This window comes from Brevibacterium sediminis (assembly GCF_024895295.1).
Classification (GTDB): Bacteria; Actinomycetota; Actinomycetes; order Actinomycetales; family Brevibacteriaceae; genus Brevibacterium; species Brevibacterium sediminis.
Genome location: NZ_JAHQRN010000002.1, coordinates 144,538 through 164,749, shown reverse-complemented (window position 1 = coordinate 164,749; position 20,212 = coordinate 144,538). Strand labels below are relative to the sequence as shown.

At 65.6% G+C, this 20,212-nt stretch carries 15 protein-coding genes; 4 read left to right on the top strand and 11 right to left on the bottom strand.

All coding sequences use genetic code 11. The features are described 5' to 3' along the window. Positions 1-474 carry a DUF6194 family protein gene (locus KTJ89_RS05105; RefSeq protein WP_259356980.1) on the top strand — a complete coding sequence of 158 codons (474 nt, stop codon included), beginning with the start codon at positions 1-3 and terminating at the stop codon, positions 472-474. Here KTJ89_RS05105 and KTJ89_RS05100 read toward each other — a convergent pair. The 6 genes from KTJ89_RS05100 to KTJ89_RS05075 are packed head-to-tail and all read right to left on the bottom strand — an operon-like array spanning position 465 to position 6,872. Further along, entirely contained in the window at positions 465-1,253 is a 789-nt protein-coding gene (locus KTJ89_RS05100) for an HpcH/HpaI aldolase family protein (protein WP_139469277.1), read from the bottom strand. The two genes, KTJ89_RS05105 and KTJ89_RS05100, sit on opposite strands and share 10 nt — an antisense overlap. Then, positions 1,238-2,023 carry a fumarylacetoacetate hydrolase family protein gene (locus KTJ89_RS05095; RefSeq protein ID WP_139469275.1) on the bottom strand — a complete coding sequence of 262 codons (786 nt, stop codon included), beginning with the start codon at positions 2,021-2,023 and terminating at the stop codon, positions 1,238-1,240. Before KTJ89_RS05095 ends, KTJ89_RS05100 begins: the two co-directional genes overlap by 16 nt. 11 nt (positions 2,024-2,034) lie before the next feature. Continuing rightward, the gene (hpaD, locus tag KTJ89_RS05090; protein WP_259356979.1) at positions 2,035-3,171 is read right to left on the bottom strand and encodes a 3,4-dihydroxyphenylacetate 2,3-dioxygenase; all 1,137 of its coding nucleotides are present in this window, start codon (positions 3,169-3,171) and stop codon (positions 2,035-2,037) included. A gap of 7 nt (positions 3,172-3,178) precedes the next feature. Beyond that, positions 3,179-4,684 (bottom strand): 5-carboxymethyl-2-hydroxymuconate semialdehyde dehydrogenase, encoded by a 1,506-nt coding sequence (gene hpaE, locus KTJ89_RS05085; RefSeq protein ID WP_139907095.1) that lies wholly within the window; start codon positions 4,682-4,684, stop codon positions 3,179-3,181. Beyond that, complete coding sequence (locus KTJ89_RS05080) at positions 4,681-5,421, bottom strand: GntR family transcriptional regulator (protein WP_139469271.1); 741 nt, start codon at positions 5,419-5,421, stop codon at positions 4,681-4,683. The genes hpaE and KTJ89_RS05080 overlap by 4 nt, the downstream gene beginning before the upstream one ends. Continuing rightward, a complete protein-coding gene (locus KTJ89_RS05075; protein ID WP_259356978.1) occupies positions 5,382-6,872 on the bottom strand; it encodes a fumarylacetoacetate hydrolase family protein in 1,491 nt (496 codons plus the stop codon). Before KTJ89_RS05075 ends, KTJ89_RS05080 begins: the two co-directional genes overlap by 40 nt. A 118-nt stretch (positions 6,873-6,990) precedes the next feature. Here KTJ89_RS05075 and KTJ89_RS05070 point away from each other — a divergent pair, with 118 nt between their 5' ends. Continuing rightward, complete coding sequence (locus KTJ89_RS05070; RefSeq protein WP_259356977.1) at positions 6,991-8,394, top strand: MFS transporter; 1,404 nt, start codon at positions 6,991-6,993, stop codon at positions 8,392-8,394. 45 nt (positions 8,395-8,439) lie between these two features. Continuing rightward, complete coding sequence (locus KTJ89_RS05065) at positions 8,440-10,374, top strand: FAD-binding monooxygenase (protein ID WP_259356976.1); 1,935 nt, start codon at positions 8,440-8,442, stop codon at positions 10,372-10,374. Between the two features lie 19 nt (positions 10,375-10,393). On the opposite strand, the gene KTJ89_RS05060 is transcribed toward KTJ89_RS05065, so the two are convergent. From KTJ89_RS05060 to KTJ89_RS05040, 5 genes are all read right to left on the bottom strand, one after another. Further along, positions 10,394-11,920, bottom strand: a complete 1,527-nt coding sequence (locus KTJ89_RS05060) for a hypothetical protein (RefSeq protein WP_259356975.1) — start codon at positions 11,918-11,920, stop codon at positions 10,394-10,396. Positions 11,921-11,993: 73 nt separating this feature from the next. Next, positions 11,994-12,497, bottom strand: a complete 504-nt coding sequence (locus tag KTJ89_RS05055; RefSeq protein ID WP_259356974.1) for a hypothetical protein — start codon at positions 12,495-12,497, stop codon at positions 11,994-11,996. Positions 12,498-12,629: 132 nt separating this feature from the next. Continuing rightward, on the bottom strand, positions 12,630-14,234 hold the full coding sequence (locus KTJ89_RS05050) for an HNH endonuclease (RefSeq protein WP_259356973.1): 1,605 nt from the start codon (positions 14,232-14,234) through the stop codon (positions 12,630-12,632). Between the two features lie 86 nt (positions 14,235-14,320). Then, positions 14,321-14,932: a uridine kinase gene (udk, locus tag KTJ89_RS05045; protein WP_139469259.1), complete on the bottom strand. Its 612-nt coding sequence runs from the start codon at positions 14,930-14,932 to the stop codon at positions 14,321-14,323. Between the two features lie 51 nt (positions 14,933-14,983). Beyond that, positions 14,984-16,525, bottom strand: a complete 1,542-nt coding sequence (locus KTJ89_RS05040) for an FCD domain-containing protein (protein ID WP_259356972.1) — start codon at positions 16,523-16,525, stop codon at positions 14,984-14,986. A gap of 154 nt (positions 16,526-16,679) precedes the next feature. Here KTJ89_RS05040 and KTJ89_RS05035 point away from each other — a divergent pair, with 154 nt between their 5' ends. Beyond that, complete coding sequence (locus KTJ89_RS05035; RefSeq protein ID WP_259356971.1) at positions 16,680-20,087, top strand: bifunctional proline dehydrogenase/L-glutamate gamma-semialdehyde dehydrogenase; 3,408 nt, start codon at positions 16,680-16,682, stop codon at positions 20,085-20,087. Positions 20,088-20,212 lie beyond the last annotated feature (125 nt).

Here is a 20,212-nt window from a genome sequence, read left to right as displayed (position 1 = left end):
ATGAGTATGCACGAGATCATCGACCGTTTCCACACTCTCGACGGACTGCTCCACATCGCTCCCGAGGCCGGCGGCCCGTACCCCGAGCTGACCTGGGGAGACCACTTCTTCTATTTCGCTCCCGACGGAGAAGTGCTTGCGAACACTCAGCCGTTCGCCACCATCATCACCAAGGACTACCCCGACGACACGGCCTCCGAGCTCTCGGCTCCCGATCGCTGGAGGCTCAATCTCCACATCGGGCGTGCCCGGTTCTCCGCACTCTTCGGCGAGCCCGGCCCCGACGTCGACGCGAACGCGGACACCCCGGGTCAGCAGTCCGTCACAGACGCAATCCACCCCCACCCGCTGTATAGCAGGCAGGGGTGGGTAGCGGTCGTGAATCCAGGCTCACGCACTGAGAAGCAGGTCGACGAACTCCTCATCGCCGCCCACGATGATGCCCGGCACCGCTGGGAGCGAGCTCAGTCCTGAACCCAAGTGTCGGCCCAGGCGCGGGCGCCGTTCATCATCAGACCGACGTCGGCTCCGACGAGGACGAAGGACGCTCCGGCCTCCAGGTACTTCCGTGCCTGCTCGGGGTCGAAGGCGTTGACACCGACGGGTTTACCGGCGGCCTTCACTGCCTCGAAGGTCCTGGCCACCGCATCGGTGACGTCCGGATGGGTCTGCTGGCCGAGCAGACCCATCGACGCAGCCAGGTCGGAGGGCCCGACGAAGATCTGGTCGATTCCGTCGACCGCGGCGATCTCAGCGGCGTTGTCCACCGCGGTCGCCGATTCGATCTGCACCGTCAGGGACACGAACTCATCGGCGCGCCCCAGGTACCCGTCCACGGCGTTCCACCGGGAGGCCCTGGCCAGGGCCGAACCGACCCCGCGCACACCCTTCGGCGGATAATGGACGGCCGCCACAGCCGCCTCGGCGTCGGATTTCGTATCGACCATCGGCACGAGCAGATTCTGCGCGCCGAGGTCGAGGTGCTGCTTGATGAGCACCGTGTCGTTGACCGGCACCCGCACGACGGGGGTCGCCGGGTAGCCGTTCATCGCGCGCAGCAGACTCGTCGTCGTCTCGAGTCCGATCGGGGAATGCTCGGCGTCGATGAGCACCCACTGCATTCCCGAGGCGGCGGCGATCTCGGCGGCCACGGGCGAACCCGAGCACACCCACATCCCGGCCAGGTACTCCCCGTCGCCGAGGCCGGCCACCCGGTCGGCGAAGGTCTGCGGAAGCTCTACTCGAAACGGCATGTGATGACTCCCAGCTCTCCGTAGTCGGCGTGCACGGTGTCGCCGGGATGCACCCACATGGGGCGGGTGAACGACCCGGCGAGCACGGTCTCTCCGGCCTGCAGCACATCTCCGTGCTCGGCGAGTTTGTTTGCCAACCACACGATTCCGCGGGCCGGATGGTCGAGGACGGCGGCGGCGACTCCGGAGTCCTCGATCGTCTCATTGCGGTAGAGCAGGGCGTTCACGCGACGCAGGTCGACGGCATCGACGGCAACGGGACGGCCGCCGAGGACCATCGCCCCCAGTGCCGCATTGTCCGAGATGGTGTCGACGATCGTGCGGCCCTCCATCTCGATGCGCGAGGACAGCACCTCGAGTGCGGGGACGACGTATTCGGTGGCCCGGAGGACGTCGAAGAGACTGACGTCGGGTCCGCGCAGTTCGTCGCGCAGCACGAAGGCGAGTTCGACCTCGATGCGTACGCCCGAATACTGCGAATGGTCGATCACGGACCCGGTGTCATAGACCTGATCGGCGAAGATCGCTCCGTAGTCGGGTTCGGTGATGCCGGTGGCCTGCTGCATCGGCTTCGAGGTCAGTCCGATCTTGTGACCATAGAGTCGACGACCGGCGGCTTCACCGCGACGGCGCCATTCGTTCTGCACCGCATACGAGTCCTCGACCGTCATGTCCGGATACTTCGCGGTGAGCAGACCGATCTTCGACCGAGTCTGCTCCGCCTGAGCGAGATCGTCGGCGATGACCGCGATCGTTGCCTCATCGAGCATGTGGATTCCTTTCAGAGCTGGTTGCCCAGCTTGCCCTCGTTCTCATCTGCGCGGGTGTAGGAGAACCCGTCGGCACCGATCGTCACGGCCATCTCCGAATCGTCCGTGCGGGCATGCACGGGCTGCGGGTTGCCGTCGAGATCGAGGACGAGGGAGGCGTCCGTGTACCAGGACGGCACGACGGGGTTGCCCCACCAGTCGCGGCGCTGATTGTCGTGGACGTCCCACGTGATGACCGGGTTGTCCGGGTCGCCGGTGTAGTAGTCCTGCGTGTACACCTCGACGCGGTGACCATCGGGGTCGCGCAGGTAGAGGTAGAACGCGTTCGAGACACCGTGGCGGCCGGGTCCGCGTTCGATCGAGTCGGATCGGCGCAGGGCCCCGAGCTTGTCGCAGATGGAGAGGATGTTGTGCTTCTCGTGCGTGGCGAAGCAGACATGGTGCATGCGCGGCCCGTCTCCGCCGGTCATCGCTGTGTCGTGGACGGTGGCCTTGCGGCGCATCCACGCGGCATAGACCGTGCCTTCCTCGTCCTGGATGTCCTCCGTAACACGGAAGCCGAGGTCCTGCATGTACTTCACCGCCCGCGGCACATCCGGGGTGACCTGGTTGAAGTGGTCGAGGCGGACGAGTTCGCCGGGAATGTGCAGGTCGTAGCGCCACGACATGCGTTCGACGTGATCGGACTGGTAGAAGAACTCGTATGGGAAGCCGAGGGGGTCGACCACGCGCACGGAGTCGCCCACGCCCTTGACGAACCCGTCGGGGTTGCGACGGACATCGCAGCCGAGTTCCGTGTAGAAGGCCACGGCCCTGTCGAGCTCTTCCGGGCTGCGCACCCGGTAGGAGAACGCAGCCACGGCGGCGACCTCGCCCTTGCGCAGGACGAGGTTGTGGTGGATGAACTCCTCCGTCGAGCGCAGGTAGAGCGTGTTCTCGTCCTCTTCGGTGACATAGAGTCCGAGTACGTCGACGTAGAACTCCCGCGACGCGGCGAGGTCGGTGACGACGAGTTCCATGTAGGCACAGCGGAGGATGTCGGGCGGGCTCGCCTGCGGCGTGGCGACGGGGTTGTCGGTGGAGATGCCCGTCTCCTGGCTGACGAAATAGCCGGCCGAGGTCCGGGTCATATCAGTGCGTTTGGTCATGGCTGGCTCACTGCTTTCCGAAGACGGGGTTGTGGACCTCGCCGAGGTTGATGTGCACGGACTGCTGTTCCGTGTAGAAGTCGATCGACCGGTAGCCGCCCTCGTGGCCGAGTCCCGAGGCCTTGACGCCGCCGAAGGGGGTGCGCAGGTCGCGGACGTTGTTCGAGTTCAGCCACACCATTCCCGACTCCACGGCCTGGGAGAAGTTGTGGGCGCGCTTGAGGTCCGAGGTCCAGATATAGGCGGCCAGACCGTACTTCGTATTGTTCGCCAACTCCAGGGCCTCCTCGTCGGAGGAGAACGGGGTGATCGCAACGACGGGGCCGAAGATCTCCTCCTGGAAGATCCGCGCGTCGGGCTTCACATCGGCGAACACGGTCGGCTGGACGAAGTTTCCGGTCTCGAATCCTTCGGGGCGTCCGCCGCCGGCGACGAGGCGGGCCTCGGACTTGCCGATCTCGACGTAGGACATGACCTTCTCATAGTGCTCGGGGTGGACGAGCGCAGCCACCTCGGTGGCGGGATCCGACGGCAGACCGACCTTCACGCGCTTGGCCTGGGCGGCGTAGCGCTCGACGAATTCGTCGTAGATCGACTGCTCGACGAGGATGCGCGAACCGGCGGTGCAGCGCTCCCCGTTGAGGGAGAAGACACCGAAGATCGTGGCGTTGACGGCAGCCTCGATGTCCGCATCGGCGAAGACCACAGCCGGGGACTTTCCGCCGAGCTCCATCGACAGGCCCTTGAGCCAGGGGGCGGCGTTGGCGAAGATCGTCTGGCCGGTCTTCGACTCACCGGTGAAGGAGATGAGCGGCACGTCGGGGTGCTTGACGAGCGAGTCGCCGGCGAAGCCCTCCTCGCCGAAGCCGTTGACCATGTTGAACACACCGGTGGGCAGGCCGGCCTCTTCGAAGATGCCCGGCCACAGGGAGGCCGAGAGCGGGGTGAACTCTGCGGGCTTGAGCACGACGGTGTTGCCGGTCGCGATCGCCGGTCCCAGCTTCCAGGACTCGAGCATGAACGGGGTGTTCCACGGGGTGATGAGTCCGGCCACGCCGATGGGCTTGCGGTTGACGTAGTTCGCCTGGCGGCCGGGGACCTTGAAGGCGTCGTCGACCTGGGCGACGATGAGGTCGGCGAAGAAACGGAAGTTCTCCGCCGCGCGCGCCGCCTGGCCCTTGGCCTGGGTGATCGGCAGTCCGGAGTCGAAGGACTCCATGGCGGCGAGTTCGTCCTTGCGGGATTCGACGATATCGGCGATCTTGTTGAGGATGCGGGCACGCTCACGCGGGAGCATCCGCGGCCATGGGCCCTCATCGAAGGCCGTCTTCGCCGCTGCGACGGCGGCTTCGATATCGGCCTTCTTGCCCGAGGCGGCCTTGATGTAGGGCTCGTTCGTCACCGGGTTGAGGACATCGAATTCGTCTCCGTCGATGGAGTCGACGAATTCTCCGCCGATGTAGTGGCGGATCTTCTCCGGCATATCTGCCGGCGGGGTGGTGGACTGTGTCATGACTTGTCCTTTCGTGAATCTGTCTGCAAATCCGTGGTTGGGGCTGTGGTCGTCTGGGAGTTCTGGAAGCTGTGCAGAGTGGCCGAGCGGTGCTCGCGCACGGCCCGTTCGACCTCCTGCGCCGAGGCGCGAGCCCGGATGAGGGCGACGATGCGGGAGTGTTCCTCCACCGACTCGAGCGCCCGTTCGGGGACGAAGGAGAACGTCGAATCCCGCAGGTGGTTGAGCCGGTCCCACTCGAGTTCGACGAGGGTGCACAGCCGCTCGTTCGGGCAGCGCCGGTAGAGCATTTCGTGGAACTCGTGGTTGAGCCGGGTGAACTCGGCCGGCTCGAAATCATCGAGCAGAGCCCGCATCCGATCGTTGATCTGCTCCGCGGCATCGAGATCATCGGCACCGAGGTGGCCCTGTGCTTGGGCGACGGCCGCGGCCTCGAGGATCGCAACCGTTTCCATCGACTGGGTGTAGGACCCTTGGTCGACCATGGCCACACGAGCCCCGACATTGCGCTCGAAGGTCACGAGCCCGTCGGCTTCCAGGCGGCGGATGGCCTCGCGCACCGGCACCACTGAGGTGTCGAGTTCGAGTGCGATCTGCGCAAGCACGAGCTTGTGCCCGGGCTGATAGGTCTGGTCGGCGACGCGTTCGCGGATCCACCGATAGGCGGTCTCGGCCTTGCTCAGGGACGCAGTCGCAGTCACCGTGAGGCCTTCCACTCGTCGAATTTCGCCTTCCATTCGCCCTTGGGCGGGAAGAGCTCTTCGATCGGATTGCCGGCGGCGACCTGTTTGGCCACCCAGCCGTCCTCGATCTCCTTCGCCAGTGCCGCGTCGACGACTTCCTCGACGAGGTCACGAGGGATGACGATAGCTCCGTCGTCATCGGCGACGATGACATCGCCGGGCAGGACGGTGGCATTTCCGCAGGCCACAGCCACGTCCGATTCCCACGGCACGTGCTTGCGGCCGAGCACGGCGGGATGCTTCGCGGTGGAGAACACGGGCAGGATCTCGGCCACCTCGGCGGAGTCACGGACTCCCCCGTCGGTGACGACGCCGGCGGCGCCGAGCGACTTCGCACGCAGGGCGAGGATGTCACCGAGGGTGCCCGAACCGGATTCGCCGCGGGCCTCGATGACGACGACCTCGCCGGAGCGGATCGAGTCGAAGGCCTGCTTCTGGGCGTTGAAACCGCCGCCGTGGGATTTGAACAGATCTTCGCGGTTGGGCACGAAGCGCAGCGTCTTCGCGGTGCCGACGATCTTCGCGCCCGGCTTCAGCGGGGCCACGCCTTCGATGACGACATTGTTGAGTCCGCGCGACCGCAGCTGAGCCGACAGGCCCGCGGTCGGAGCCTCGGTGAGTTTGGCGACGAGGTCATCGCCGAGTGCCGTCGCGGCAGTTTCATCGGCATCACCCTCCGGGGCGAGTCCGGCGGCTTCGCGTGAGCCCCAGGCGTCGACGGTGAGTGCTTCGTTCACTGCGGGCAGACTGCCGAGTTGCTCGTCGAAGTCCCCGGGGCCGTCGACGACTGTGGTGGTCAGTCGTCCGGAGCTCAGTTCTTCGCCGTTCGCCGAGGCGGCCGTGACCTCGACCTCGACCGTGTCACCGGGGGCGACGACGGAGGATCCGGCAGGGGTGCCGGTGAGGATGACGTCGCCGGGCTCGAGGGTGAGGTGCTGGCTGAGGTCCGCGACGATGCGCGGGAGGGTGAAGATGAGCTGATCGGCTCGCGTGCCGTCGTCCTGGACGACCTCGCCGTTGACCCAGGTGCGCAGGCGCAGGGAGTCGGGGGCCGCCTCGGCGGCGGGGATGAGTTCGGGGCCCAGCGGGGTGTATCCGTCGCGGCTCTTCGAGCGCACGTTCGATCCCTTGTCCGGGGTCTTCATGTCGTAGAGGCCGAAGTCGTTCGACGCGGTCACGCCGGCGACATACGACCAGGCCTCGGCCTCGGTGACGTTGCGGGCGGCGGTGCCAATGACGATGGCGACCTCACCTTCGAAGGCGAGCAGCGAGGTGCCGGCGGGGCGTTCGATGGTCTGGCCGGTGGCGGCGACGGAGCTGGCCGCCTTGAGGAAGTATGACGGCTGGGCGGGGCGCTTTCCTCGTTGTGCCGCACGGGACTCGTAGGCCACATGAACGGCAATGATCTTGCCCGGACGGGTCGGAACACCTGCTGGAGTCGACATCGATCTCACACCTCATTTCGATTGGCTTCACCACAGATCGTATATGATACGGTTCCCGGGAACAAGTAATCCAGGCCACAGAGAACGTGGTCGGGACGCACGACAGGACACAGGAGTCATGGCAGCACAGAAGCACACTCAGACCCGGGTGGCATTCGCGACGATCGTCGGCACGAGCATCGAGTGGTACGACTATTTCCTCTACGCGGCGGCCTCGGGACTGATCTTCAACGAGCTCTTCTTCGGCCCGCTCGGATCGACGCTCTCGACCATGGTCGCCTTCGCGACGGTCGGGATCAGCTTCCTCTTCCGCCCTCTGGGCGCATTCCTCGCCGGACATTTCGGTGACAAGCTCGGCCGCCGGGTGGTCCTCATCATCACCCTCATCGCCATGGGTGCCGCGACCGCGCTCATCGGCTTCCTGCCGACCTTCGAAACCGCGGGCGTCCTGGCTCCGATCCTGCTCATCGCACTGCGCATCGTCCAGGGAATCTCGGCCGGCGGAGAATGGGGCGGAGCCGTTCTGCTCGCCGTCGAACACGCTGATGAGAAGTCACGCGGACTGCGCGGTTCCTTCCCGCAGATCGGGGTGTCCATCGGCCTTCTGCTGTCCTCGGGCGTGCTCGCCCTGATGACCTCGATCGCCCCGGGCGATGCCTTCCTCGAATGGGGCTGGCGGGTTCCGTTCTTCCTCTCCATCGTGCTCGTCTTCGTCGGCTACTGGATCCGCCGCGGAGTCGAGGAATCCCCGGTCTTCCACGAGATCGCCGAGCGCAAGGAACAGGTCACGAACCCGCTGGGCAAGCTCATCAAGAGCCATTGGCTGCTCGTCATCCTCGCCTCCCTCGTGTTCACGGGCAACAACGCCGCCGGGTACATGACCACCGGCGGATACATCCAGAACTACGCCACAGATCCGACCGGACCCATCGGCCTCGAACGCGGTCCCGTGCTCTGGGCCGTCGCCGCCTCGGCGGTGTCCTGGCTGGTCTTCACGATCATCGCGGGAGCCGTCTCGGACAGGATCGGACGCCGGAACACCTACATCCTCGGCTGGATCCTCCTGTTCGCGGGTATCTTCTCTCTGTTCCCGCTGGTCAACACCGGCTCGGTGGGCATGCTCCTGCTCGGTCTCGTCGTCCTCACCGTCGGTCTGGGCTTCACCTACGGTCAGCAGCCGGCGATGTACGCCGAGCTGTTCCCCTCCAGCGTCCGCTTCTCCGGGGTCTCGGTGTCCTATGCGATCGGGTCGATCCTCGGCGGCGCCTTTGCTCCGACGATCGCGAAGGGGCTCGTGTCATCGACGGGAACGACCGCCTCGGTGGCGGTGTACCTGGGCGTCGTCGCCGTGCTCGCCCTCGCCGCGACTCTGCTGCTGCGTGATCGCACCGGCATTCCGCTCGGTCCAGACCACGAGGACGAGCAGTCAGTGAGCCCGATCATCGGAATCGGGTCGCCGCAGCTGACCAGCGATGACGGTGATCGGCACCACCCCGCCGACACCGGATCGTATATGAACTGATAGCATTCAAACATCACGACGACGTGTCACGAACCGGAGGTTGACATGCATTTCCATCAGAACGGCTACGTGTCCGCGGACCCGCGGATCGAGGAAGCCGCTGGCTACGGGATCGAGCGCGCAGATGATCTGCCCGATGAAGTCGATGTCCTCATCGTCGGCAGCGGCCCTGCGGGGATGATCGCGGCGGCACAGCTGTCGCAGTACCCGCACGTGAACACTCGGATGATCGAGAAGCGCGATTCGCGGCTGGTCATCGGTCAGGCCGACGGCATCCAGGCCCGTTCTGTCGAGACCTTCCAGGCGTTCGGCTTCGCCGAGGAGATCATGCGCGAGGGCTATCACATCACCGAGATGGCGTTCTGGAATCCGGATCCGGAGGACCCCGAGAACATCATCCGCACCGGTCGGCCCAAGGATGACGAGCACGGCATCAGCGAATTCCCCCACCTCATCGTCAACCAGGCACGCGTGCTCGACTACTTCGCCCAGTTCGCAGCCCAGTCCCCCGGCAAGATCACACCCGACTATGGGATCGAATTCGTCGACCTCGCGGTCGACCAGGACGCCGCGGCCGCCTCGGCGAAGGACCATCCGGTATCGGTCACCGTCCGCTACACGGCCGGCGAGCGCGCCGGGGAGGAACGCACCATCCGCGCCGGCTACGTCGTCGGCTGCGACGGTGCCCGGTCGAAGGTCCGATCGTCGATCGGACGGACGATGTCCGGTGACCAGGCCAATCACGCCTGGGGCGTGATGGATGTGCTCGCGAATTCCGATTTCCCCGATATCCGCACCAAGTGCGCGATCTCGTCGAAGCACGGAAACATCCTCCACATCCCCCGCGAGGGCGGGCATCTGTTCCGGATGTACGTCGATCTCGGCGAGGTGCCCGAGGATGATGCGCGCAAGGTGCGGTCGACGAGCATCGACGAGATCATCCGCCGGGCGAATGCGATCATCTCGCCCTACAGCATCGATGTGAAGAACGTGGCCTGGCATTCGGTCTACGAGGTCGGGCACCGGCTCACCGATGCCTTCGACGACACCGACGAGACCGCGCCCGATTCTCAGTGTCCGCGCGTGTTCATCACCGGCGATGCCTGCCACACTCACTCGGCGAAAGCCGGTCAGGGAATGAACGTGTCGATGCAGGACGGCTTCAACATCGCGTGGAAGCTCGGCCAGGTCATCTCCGGACGGTCGTCGACGGAACTGCTGCGCACCTATTCGGCCGAACGTCAGGTGGCGGCGAAGAACCTCATCGAATTCGACAAGGAATGGTCGACGCTCATGGCGACTCCGCAGGAGGAGCTGCCGGACAAGACCTACCTCGAGGACTTCTACGTCAAGACCGCGGAGTTCCCGGCAGGGTTCATGACCGAGTACACGGAGTCGATGATCACGACGCCGACGACTCATCAGGAGCTCGCGGCCGGATTCCCGATCGGCAAGCGGTTCAAGTCGGCTCGGGTCAAGCGCAGCTGCGATGCGAACTTCATCCACCTCGGACATGAGGCCCGCGCCGACGGTCGCTGGAGGGTCTATGTCTTCGCCGATCGGGCCGCTCCGGTCGTCGACGGCAGTGCTGGCAACTCGGGCGGTGAGTCGAAGGTGGCAGCTCTGGCTGCGTGGCTCGAATCGGATCAGGCCTCTCCCCTGGTCGCTTACCGCAGGGAGGGTGAGGACCTCGATGCGCTCGTCGAGCTCAGCGTCATCTACCAGCAGGAGCACAAGGAGTTCGCGTTCCCCGATGTGCCGAAGGTATTCCGTCCGAATATCGGTGCCTTTGACCTCGAATACGTGGAGAAGATCTACGCGACCCTGCCCGACGAGGACATCTTCGAAGCCCGTGAGATCAGCCGCGATGGTGCCGTCGTCGTGGTCCGACCCGACCAGTATGTCTCTGGCGTCTTCCCCTTGGACGCACATACCGAGATCGGCGACTATTTCGCGGGAGTCTTCGAACCCGTGAAGTGATTTCGGAACGATTCTGTTCTCAAACGCCTCCGGCTGGTGGTCCCTGGACTGCTGGCCGGACGCATTTGGTCTGCGTGAGGAGTCCGCAGATCCCAGCTGCGACGAGGGCTGCGGCGCCGATGAGCCACAGCCCGAAGCCGAACGACGGGCGACCGACTTCCATCCCTCCGGTCGGTGTTCCGTCAGGCAGCTGCCCGTCCCACATCAGCACCGGAGGACTGGCGAGGTAGCTGAAGAGGACCAGGACGATGAGTGCTGCGATGATCACAGCTGTCACGTCCCACCAGCGGGCAGGGGCGAAGGCGGCCCCGAGCGCGGCGATGGCGACCACGAGTGCCCAGATGATCAGGAAGAACAGATCGACGTCACCGCCGTCATCAATCGTCCATTCTCCCAGTGAAGTCACTCGAATGCGCGGACCGTCGTCGTTGAAGCTGTCGACGACGGGGACGAAGACAGTCACGGTCCACACTCCGACCGCGGTGAACGGAAGCAGCCGGGCCCACTGCTGCAGCTTGCGTTGGCGTCTGCGGTTGATCTTTTTCGTCGGACGCTGTGCCTGCCTCTGCATCTGCCGGTCGATCCGCCGTCGATCGCTGAGGAGTCCGCAGATGCCTGCGGCGATGAGTGCCCAGCAGCCGATCGTCCAGAGATAATGACCTGCTGACGGATACCCGACGATAATGGCACTGAGCGTTTCACCGGCGGCGTCGGTGCTTTCGACGCGCTCTCGCGGAAGATCGATGACCATAGTCACCTGCTGGATGAACAGACCGACTCCGACTGCCACCGACAAAAGAGGCCAGTGGGCAAAGGTGTCGAACCGTTTCGCGGTCGCTGCGCAGGCGAGAACGACCACCCAGGGCAGGATGACACCCGGGGTGAGGTCGGCGAGATCGAAGGGTACCCGTCCGAACGATGTCACCGTCAATCGATCATCACCATGGTCGCCGCTGTCGAAGAGCGGCACCCAGATCATCAGCACCCAGCAGGCGAGCGCGACCCACGGCAGCCGCTGTGCGAGGCGATGTGTTCGGTTCCCGTGGGGCCACGGGGTGATTCTGGCGTTTGCGAAGTGAGCGGGTGCTGTCTTCCTCCGCCTGACCTCGCCGAGGAGGCCGCAGACTCCCGCGGCCAGCAGACTGAGGCCCCCGATAGCCCAAAGGACTGCGCCCAGCGCCGGTTCGGCGACGACTATCCCGAAGACCGGGCGTCCGCGATCATCGACGGCGTCCCACATGATCGTCGGCATATTGGCCAACATGTCGGCCGATACGAGGAAGACGCAGACGCTCAGAAAGAAATTTCCCACCGACCATAGGCGCCCGACGACGTCCGGCCACGGGTGCGAATCGGGCCGAGACCTGACGGTGAGCAGGGGCGAAGCAGCCGCACATATGAGAACGCCGGCGGCGACCAGGACCATCGAGCCCCGAGCCTCATCGAGGTCGAACGGCGGTCCGCCGAGAGCAGTGACGATGATGCGCGGCGGCTGCGGCTCTTCCGACGTGTCCTCAGGGCTGGCAGCCACTGGAACCCACAGCATGACGATCCACAGACAGAGAGCTGACAGTGACAGCGCTTGCGCGAATCGCACAAGCAGTCGGCCGGATCGAGCCTCACCCGGCGGGACCATGACGCTTCGACATGCAGCGTTTGATCCGTTCACGACGGTGGTGGTCCTGTTGGGAGGCTGCGACCAGACCGCAGATGCCGGCGGCGAAGAACAGCAGGCTGCCGAGTACCCAGAGGCCGAACCCTGCCGCCGGGTAGGCGACCTCCATGCCTCCTGTGGGCATGCCGTCGGCCGTCTGGCCGTCCCACATCATGATCGGCGGATCGGCGACCATCTGCAGGAGTCGCAGTCCCAGAACCGTGCCCAGAACGATGGCCGCGATCGACCACCACTTCGACGCTGACAGCAGCCAAGCAGTGAACGCGCCGGTGAGGATGACGATCCAGAGCACGAGGTAGACCTCGTCAAGGTCGTTCATATCGATCGGCGAGAAACCGAGAGACGTCACGCGGATCTGCATCGATCCGGGGCCTCCGCTGTCGAGGACCGGCACGAAGATCGTGATCACCCAGCAGGCCACCGCCCCTAATGGGAGCACACGCGCCACGAGGTTGAGACTTCGCCCCCGCGCCGTCGTCAGTCGTGTGCTGCCGCTCTTACCCGCCCTGTCCATAACTACGATTCTCTGCAGTGTCCGTGTGACAGGTGTTCCCGCGATGTTCCAGATCCGACACGCGGCTCAGTCGGGCCCGAACACCATCCGAACCAATTGCCTTTCGACCGGGCTGCCGTTGCAGTCCTGTGCACTCGGTCGTCGGTGCGAATTGCGGCTGCGCCAACCGGCGATCTTCTCGGCACGGGTGCAATAGCGCGGTGGCAGCTGCTCGGGCAGCACGCACTTCGGTTCGATCGTCTGGTATTCGACCGGCGGGTCCGGCTGAGCTGCCTCTTGCGGTTGGTCTTTCCCGACCACTCTCCTGGCCTCATCCCTATCGGGTTCGAGGAAACGGGAGAAGGTCTGCCGCCAATCCGGCCCCGGCGGCGAACCACCCGGTTCGGACACCGCTTCGGGACGCGGGAACCGCATGCGGCGGACCACCGCGGGCGTAGTCACCTCGTAGGATCGTCCGCTCGGCGTGGTGACGCGCAGCCCGTCCGCTGTGGCCTCATGCTTCCACCCGGGATGTTCCTTCGCGTAATTGCAGGATGCACACAGTCCTGAACCGTTCTCCCAGGTGGTGGCTCCGCCAGCGGCAACGGGAAGGGCATGATCGGCATGCCGGATCGGGGCGTCGCACCACGGTGTCCGGCACACATCGTCGCGGAAGGTGATCATCTGCCGCAGTCGGCCGGTGAACTCCCGACTCTTCGCATCCATCCCCACCAACTGCCCGTCGTCGGGACGGGTGAAGATCCGGCTGATGAACATCTTTGCTTCGTTCGCGGCGATGAACTTCCGTGCCGTCTGCGCCGGCAGCGGTCCGAACCCGGGCAGCCAGGCGGGCACGAGGCCGTCCGAGAGCAGGGATTCGGCCTCGACGAGCACATGGATCTCCGCAGGCACCGCCGTCGCACTCGTTTGGCCGCTCAATCGTTCGACGAAGGTGTCGGCGAGCACCTGCTGGCGATTCCGTCCGCCTGCGTCACCGGCGGCAGTGATCGACTCGGCTCCGGCCCGGAGACTCTCATAGGCGGCGACGGCCTGAGCCAGCGGCAGGATCGCAGAGATCCTGGCCATCCCGTCATCGATCACGGTCAGATTCACACGACGATTGGACTCAGCTTTCGCTGCCCGCTTCGCAGCCGCCTCGGCGTCCATCTCCGCACTGAGCGCACGCACTTCGGCGCGCAGGCTGCGCAACCCGGACGGTTCCAGACTGCGCTTCATCCGCGTGTCCACCTTGCGCCGATCGGCGGCGGCAAGGACCGCGGTCTCATCGACCATGATGCGCGCCTTGTCCTCGGAGATCTCCCCCTTGGACAGGGCTTTGAAGGTATTGGGCATCCCGATGACGATCGAGCGGGCGGTGCTGAGGAACTTCCGCCCCGATCCGGGCGAGACCTTCTTCGCCAGCCCGACCTCGTCTCCGGCACGTTTTCCGCAGTCGATCGCGGGCACCCTGTTGTGCCGGTCCCGCTCGATGCGCAGCGCTTCGAACGCCACTGCCTCCCGCGACTGTGCGGCGACGACGGCAGACTTGAGCTCCTCGAGCGCAGTGATCCGCTCGAGTGTCTCAGCCTCGGTGCCACCCGGGTCAAGACCGCGCAGGAGCTCACCGAACCGAGTGATCTCGGTCAGCGGATCCGGAACCGGCGCTGGTTCCCGTGCGGGGTCGACGTCCATATGAAAACGGTACCCGTCGGCACTGACACGACTTCGCGAACGGCCCCGAATGACCCAATACGGCCAGGTCAGACCCTATTTCAGCCTCAGCCGACTCCGCGCTGGATGCGGTTGAGAATCATGTCCATAGCGACGATGTTGTGGCCGCCGTCGGGGATAATGAGGTCGGCATTGCGCTTCGACGGCTCGACGTAGAGTTCGTGCATCGGCTTGACCGTGCCCAAGTACTGGTCCTCCACCGACTGCAGGGTACGCCCACGGTCGACGACATCGCGTTTGATCCGGCGCAGCAGACGCACATCGGCGTCGGTGTCGACGAAGAGCTTAATGTCGAGCAGCCGGCAGATGCGCGGTTCGGCGAAGATGAGGATGCCTTCGACGATGATGACCGGCGCGGGTTCGACGCGCGTCGTCTCGTCGCTGCGGTTGTGGATCGAGAAGTCGTAGACGGGGCTGTCGACCGCCTCGGAGTTCCGCAGCGCGGTGAGATGGTCGACGAAGAGGTCGTTGTCGAAGGCGTCGAGATCGTCGTAGTTGACCTTCTCGCGCTCCTCGTAGGTGAGCTCGTCGCGCCGCTTGTAGTAGTTGTCGTGGAAGAGCACGGACGGCGGTCCTTCGCACTTGTCCAACAGCGCCTGAGTCAGCGTCGTCTTTCCGCTGCCGGTTCCGCCGGCCACGCCCACAACCAAAGTCTCCACGGCACAAATATAGACCACGACCTCCGCCGAGGCGGGTCCCGGCTTCCGTACTCACCCGAGGCTGCGGGTCAGCTGGGTCCACAGTTCCTGGTCGAAGCGCCGCCTGCCCAGCAGACCGGCCATATGTCTCACCGCATTGTCGACCTTGCCGCGCCAGACCTCGATCGCCGTCTTCGCATCGGTCCGGCTGAGTGCACGGAACATGGCCCGATCGTCGCTGACGATTCGGTCGCTGGCCGGAGAATAGTCGAGCTGCAAGATGGAGATGAACAGGCGCAGCCGCAGAGTCAGGGCTTCGAAGGCACGGGCCGATTCCCGCGGGCCCGAAGCACGGGCCAGCTCCTGTTGGAAGTGGAGGTCGGCGTCCTCGACGTCGATTCCGCTGCGCGTCGGCGCCGAGGCTTCGACCTGTCGCAGGGCCAGCTGCACGGGCACGAGGTAGCGCTGCGGACGCAGGGCCAGGGACCTGAGCACAACCTCCCCGATGGCCATGCGCGCGGCGTAGAGGTCGAGCACGTCGACGGTCGTGATCAAAGGAATCCGCGCGCCGCCGCGGGATCCGTCGAGCAGTTTGTCGTCGACCATCCTTCGCAGCGCCGCATCGACCGAGGCCCTGGGCACCTGCATTCGGCGGGAGAGCAGGCGCGGATTGATCCGGTCCCCCGGCTCATATCCGGAGTCGATGATCTCCTCGCGCAGCGCGATCGCCAGATGCTCGGTGATCGATCGGGTCTCCTTCGGCAGCCACGAGGATATCTCCATTGAGTCAGAAGTAATGGAACTTCTCTGAGGCTCATACGGAGCCGATTCCCACCACAGCACACCTTCGAGTCCGTTCCGGACGCGGTCGGCAAGCAGATCGAGCAGGGCCCCGGGAATGTCCTGACACTCGCCGAGGCGGGTCTTGAGGGCGGTGACGAAATCGTCGAAATCCGCGCACGCCCTCACCCGGACTCCCGCCCCGCCGGAGAGATCGTCAGGAACCTCGCCGAGGGGGTCGAACACGAGGAAGTCACCATCACCGTCGAGCAGGGCGAGCAGTTCGGCGGTTGGCACCTGCCGATGCTCGCTGTCGAAACGCTGCGCCCACCGCCCGACGCCCGCGGTGCGCAGGGCCGCGGTGATTCCCGCGATGCGCCGCTGAATTCGCCGAGGCGGCACAATCGTCGCGGATTCTCCACGATCTCCGCCCCCACCTGCATCGTTCCTGCGAACGCCGACGATGACGAGGGGAAACCCGCTGGCCGCGAGGATGAGCTCCGAGGCACCGGCCACCTCGGCGACGGGGACCGTCAGCGCCCGCACCGACCGGGAGACGATGCTCTGACTCAACCCCGTCGCCTCGGCCAGGGCACGAGTCGAATAGTCCCGTCCGGAGATCCTGGCCCCCGCGGTGGCAACGAGTGCTTCGACGACCCGGTCAGCGGTCTCCTGGATCGGCGGGCGGCCGCTGCGGGGACGATCCGCGAGGTCGGATCGGCTCGCCCAACGACGCAGGGTCGACGGCGATGCTCCCGTGCGCGCGGCCGCCTCGGCGAGGGTCGACGTCGTCAGCAGCGCCACGGCGTCACGCCGGAACTCAGCGGAATACATCCCTCCATTCTAGAACTTCTGACTCAAACATTCACAGCGGTCGACTACACCTCTTCACCCCCGGATTTCGGCGGCGCATACTGATCTCACACCCAGGTTCCACGGTCAGCGCCGACGCGTGAGAGCACCGAATCCGAGCACCGAAGGAGCACAGTTGCTGCACACCGAAACCGACCTCGCCACGCTCACTGCCCAGTCGATCGACACCGTCCGCCGGTGGCTGCGAGTGTCGACGTCGATGACCACGGCGAAGAACCCCGCGGCCGAACGCCTCTCCGCCGTCCTCTCCGACGACAACGGCCTCGACTTCACCGTCGGGTTCGTCGATCGGGTCGTGCGCACAGACGACGTCCACGCCGCCGCCGACGCCTTGGCCGAGGTCGGCAAGCTGGCACCTGAGACGATGTCGTACCTCGACCGCGCGCAGATCAAGGCCGGTGCCGCACTGGCCAAGATCGCCCCGCAGGTCGTCGTGCCCGCCGCCCGCACTCGCCTGCGTCAGATGGTCGGCCACATGGTCGTCGACGCCCGGGACAAGCAGTTCGGCAAGACCGTCGCCGCCCTCACCGCCGACGGTCACCGGCTCAACATCAACCTCCTCGGCGAGGCCGTGCTCGGTGACGGCGAAGCCGACAATCACTTGGAGCAGACCCACCGGCTGCTCGCCCGCGACGATGTCGACTACGTGTCGGTGAAGGTCTCCTCCGTGGCCTCGCAGATCTCGATGTGGGCCTTCGACGAGACCGTCGACTATGTCGTCGACCGCCTCCGTCCGCTCTACCAGCAGGCCGCGAAGGCCCCGACCGGCGCGAAGTTCGTCAACCTCGACATGGAGGAGTACCAGGACCTCGAGTTGACGATCGCGGTGTTCACGCGACTGCTCTCCGAACCGGAATTCAAGGATCTCGAGGCCGGAATCGTCATCCAGGCCTACCAGCCCGATGCGCTCGGAGCGGTGCAGCGGCTGAGCGAATTCGCTTCCCGCCGTGTCGAGAACGGCGGAGTCGGGATCAAGGTCCGCCTCGTCAAGGGCGCGAACCTGGCGATGGAGACCGTGCACGCCGAAATCGCGGGCTGGCCTGCAACGACGTGCGATTCGAAGCAGTCCACGGACGCGAACTACAAGCGAGTCCTGCACTGGCTGTTCACCCCGGAGCGGATGAAGGGGCTGCGCATCGGCGTGGCCGGGCACAACCTCTTCGACATCGCCTTCGCCCACCACCTCTCCGTCGAACGCTCCGTGACCGACCGCGTCGAGTTCGAGATGCTCCAGGGTATGGCCAGCGAGCAGGCCGCCGCCGTGACCGAGGACGTCGGAGACCTCCTCCTCTACGTTCCGGCCGTTCATCCGAAGGAGTTCGACGTCGCGATCTCCTACCTCGTGCGCAGGCTTGAAGAGAACTCTGCGTCCGAGAACTTCATGTCCGGCATCTTCGACCTCGCCAACGGCAACGACGTGTTCAAGCGCGAAGCCGACCGGTTCACCGCCTCGGTCGACCAGCTCGAATCGATCCTCGACACCGAGGGTGAGACCGCACCGGCCCCGAACCGCCACCAGAACCGGTCGACCGAAACACTCGGCGAGACCGTGGTGCCGACCCAGTTCTTCAATGAACCCGACACCGACCCGTCCCTTCCGGCCAACCAGGAGTGGGTGCGCAGCATCATCGCCGAGGCGACCGCCCCCGGCTACCTCGACGATCGTCCGAACGCGCCCAAGGTCGAATCCACGGACGAGCTCGATGAGATGATCGCCCGCGGTCGCGCCGCGGCTGCCGACTGGCGGGCCCTCGGCGCCGCCGGTCGCGCCGAGATCCTCCACCGCGCCGCGGACATCTTCGCTGCCCGTCGCGGCGAGTTCATCGCCGTCGAGGCCGCGGAGGTCGGCAAGATGCCGTCGCAGTCCGATCCCGAGGTGTCCGAGGCCATCGACTTCATCCGCTACTACGCGCTGAATTCGCTCGAGCTCGAGAACATTGAGGGCGCGACCTTCACTCCCGATGAGATGGTCGTCATCACTCCCCCGTGGAACTTCCCGGTGGCCATTCCCACCGGCGGCACCGTGGCGGCGCTGGCGGCGGGATCTGCTGTCATCCACAAGCCGTCGAAGCCGACCCCGCACTGTTCGGCGCTCATCATCGACTGCCTGTGGCAGGCCGGCGTGCCCAAGGACGTGCTGCAGCTGTGCGCCCCGGTCGAGCGGGACCTCGGCCAGCACCTCGTCTCGCATCCCGACGTCGACCGGGTCATCCTCACCGGTGCGTCGGAGACCGCAGCGATGTTCAAGTCCTTCCGACCCGAACTCCACGTCAATGCAGAGACCTCGGGCAAGAACGCCCTGGTCATCACCCCGGCGGCGGACCGAGACCTCGCCATGGCCGACCTCGTGTATTCGGCCTTCGGACATGCCGGACAGAAGTGCTCGGCCGCCTCGTTGGGCATCATGGTCGGTTCGACCTACGATTCCGAGCGCTACCGTCGCCAGCTCATCGATGCCGCCTCGTCGATGGTCGTCGACTGGCCGTCGAATCTCGCATCGACCATGGGTCCGCTGACCGAGGATCCCTCGGACAAGCTGCGTCGGGCGCTGACGTCGCTCGAACCTGGAGAATCCTGGCTGCTCGAGCCCAAGCAGCTCGACGATTCGGGTCGTCTGTGGAGCCCGGGTATCAAGGACGGGGTCAAGCCCGGTTCCTTCTTCCACCTCACCGAGGTCTTCGGTCCGGTGCTCGGTCTCATGCATGCCAAGGACCTCGATGAGGCCATCGAGTTCCAGAACGCCGTGGACTTCGGCCTCACCGGCGGCATCCATTCCCTCGACCCCGAGGAGGTCACCACCTGGCTCGACCGCGTCGAGGTCGGCAATGCCTACGTCAACCGCGGAATCACCGGTGCGATCGTGCGTCGGCAGTCGTTCGGCGGCTGGAAGCAGTCCTCGGTCGGCCTGGGTTCGAAGGCCGGCGGGCCGAACTATCTCATGCTCTTCGGCCACTTCGCCGATGCCGGCAGCCAGAATCTCGAGGCGGCCAAGGCCGATGACAAGCGCTGGTTCGAGGCCGAATTCGGTGCGGCGAAGGACCATACGGGACTGCGCGCGGAGGCGAACATCTTCCGCTACCGTCCTCGGCCGGTCACCTTGCGCGTCACTGCCCAGGCGAGCCTGTTCGATCTCGAACGCTCCCTCCACGCCGCCACCACGGTGGGGTCGACGGTGCAGCTGTCCGTCGCCGAGGATGTGCCCGCCGAGGTGAAGATCGCCGTGACGAACGCCGGTGTCCCCGCCCGCACGGAGTCGGCGGATCTGTTCGCCGAGATGGTCGGACAGGGTCGCTACGACGACACGGTGGGTGCCCGCATCCGCGTCCTCGGTCGGTTCGAGGACGAACTGCTGGCTGCGGCCGCGCCTCGCCCGGAGGTCGCGATCATCGATGAGCCGGTGACCACCTCGGGGCGGGTGGAGCTGCGGTACTACGTGCAGGAGCAGGCGGTGTCGATGACCCTGCACCGCTTCGGCAACCCGAGCCGCGACTTCCATGAGCTCGCCGCCACCCTCACCTCCTAATTGCTACCTGACGGCGGCCCAGCAACCTCGCGCGAGGTTGCTGGGCCGCCGTCAGGTAGTTCTGGGGCAGGGCGGGTTGTGTAGGATGAGTGCCACCCGTGGCACTCAGTGGACTGTTCGACTGT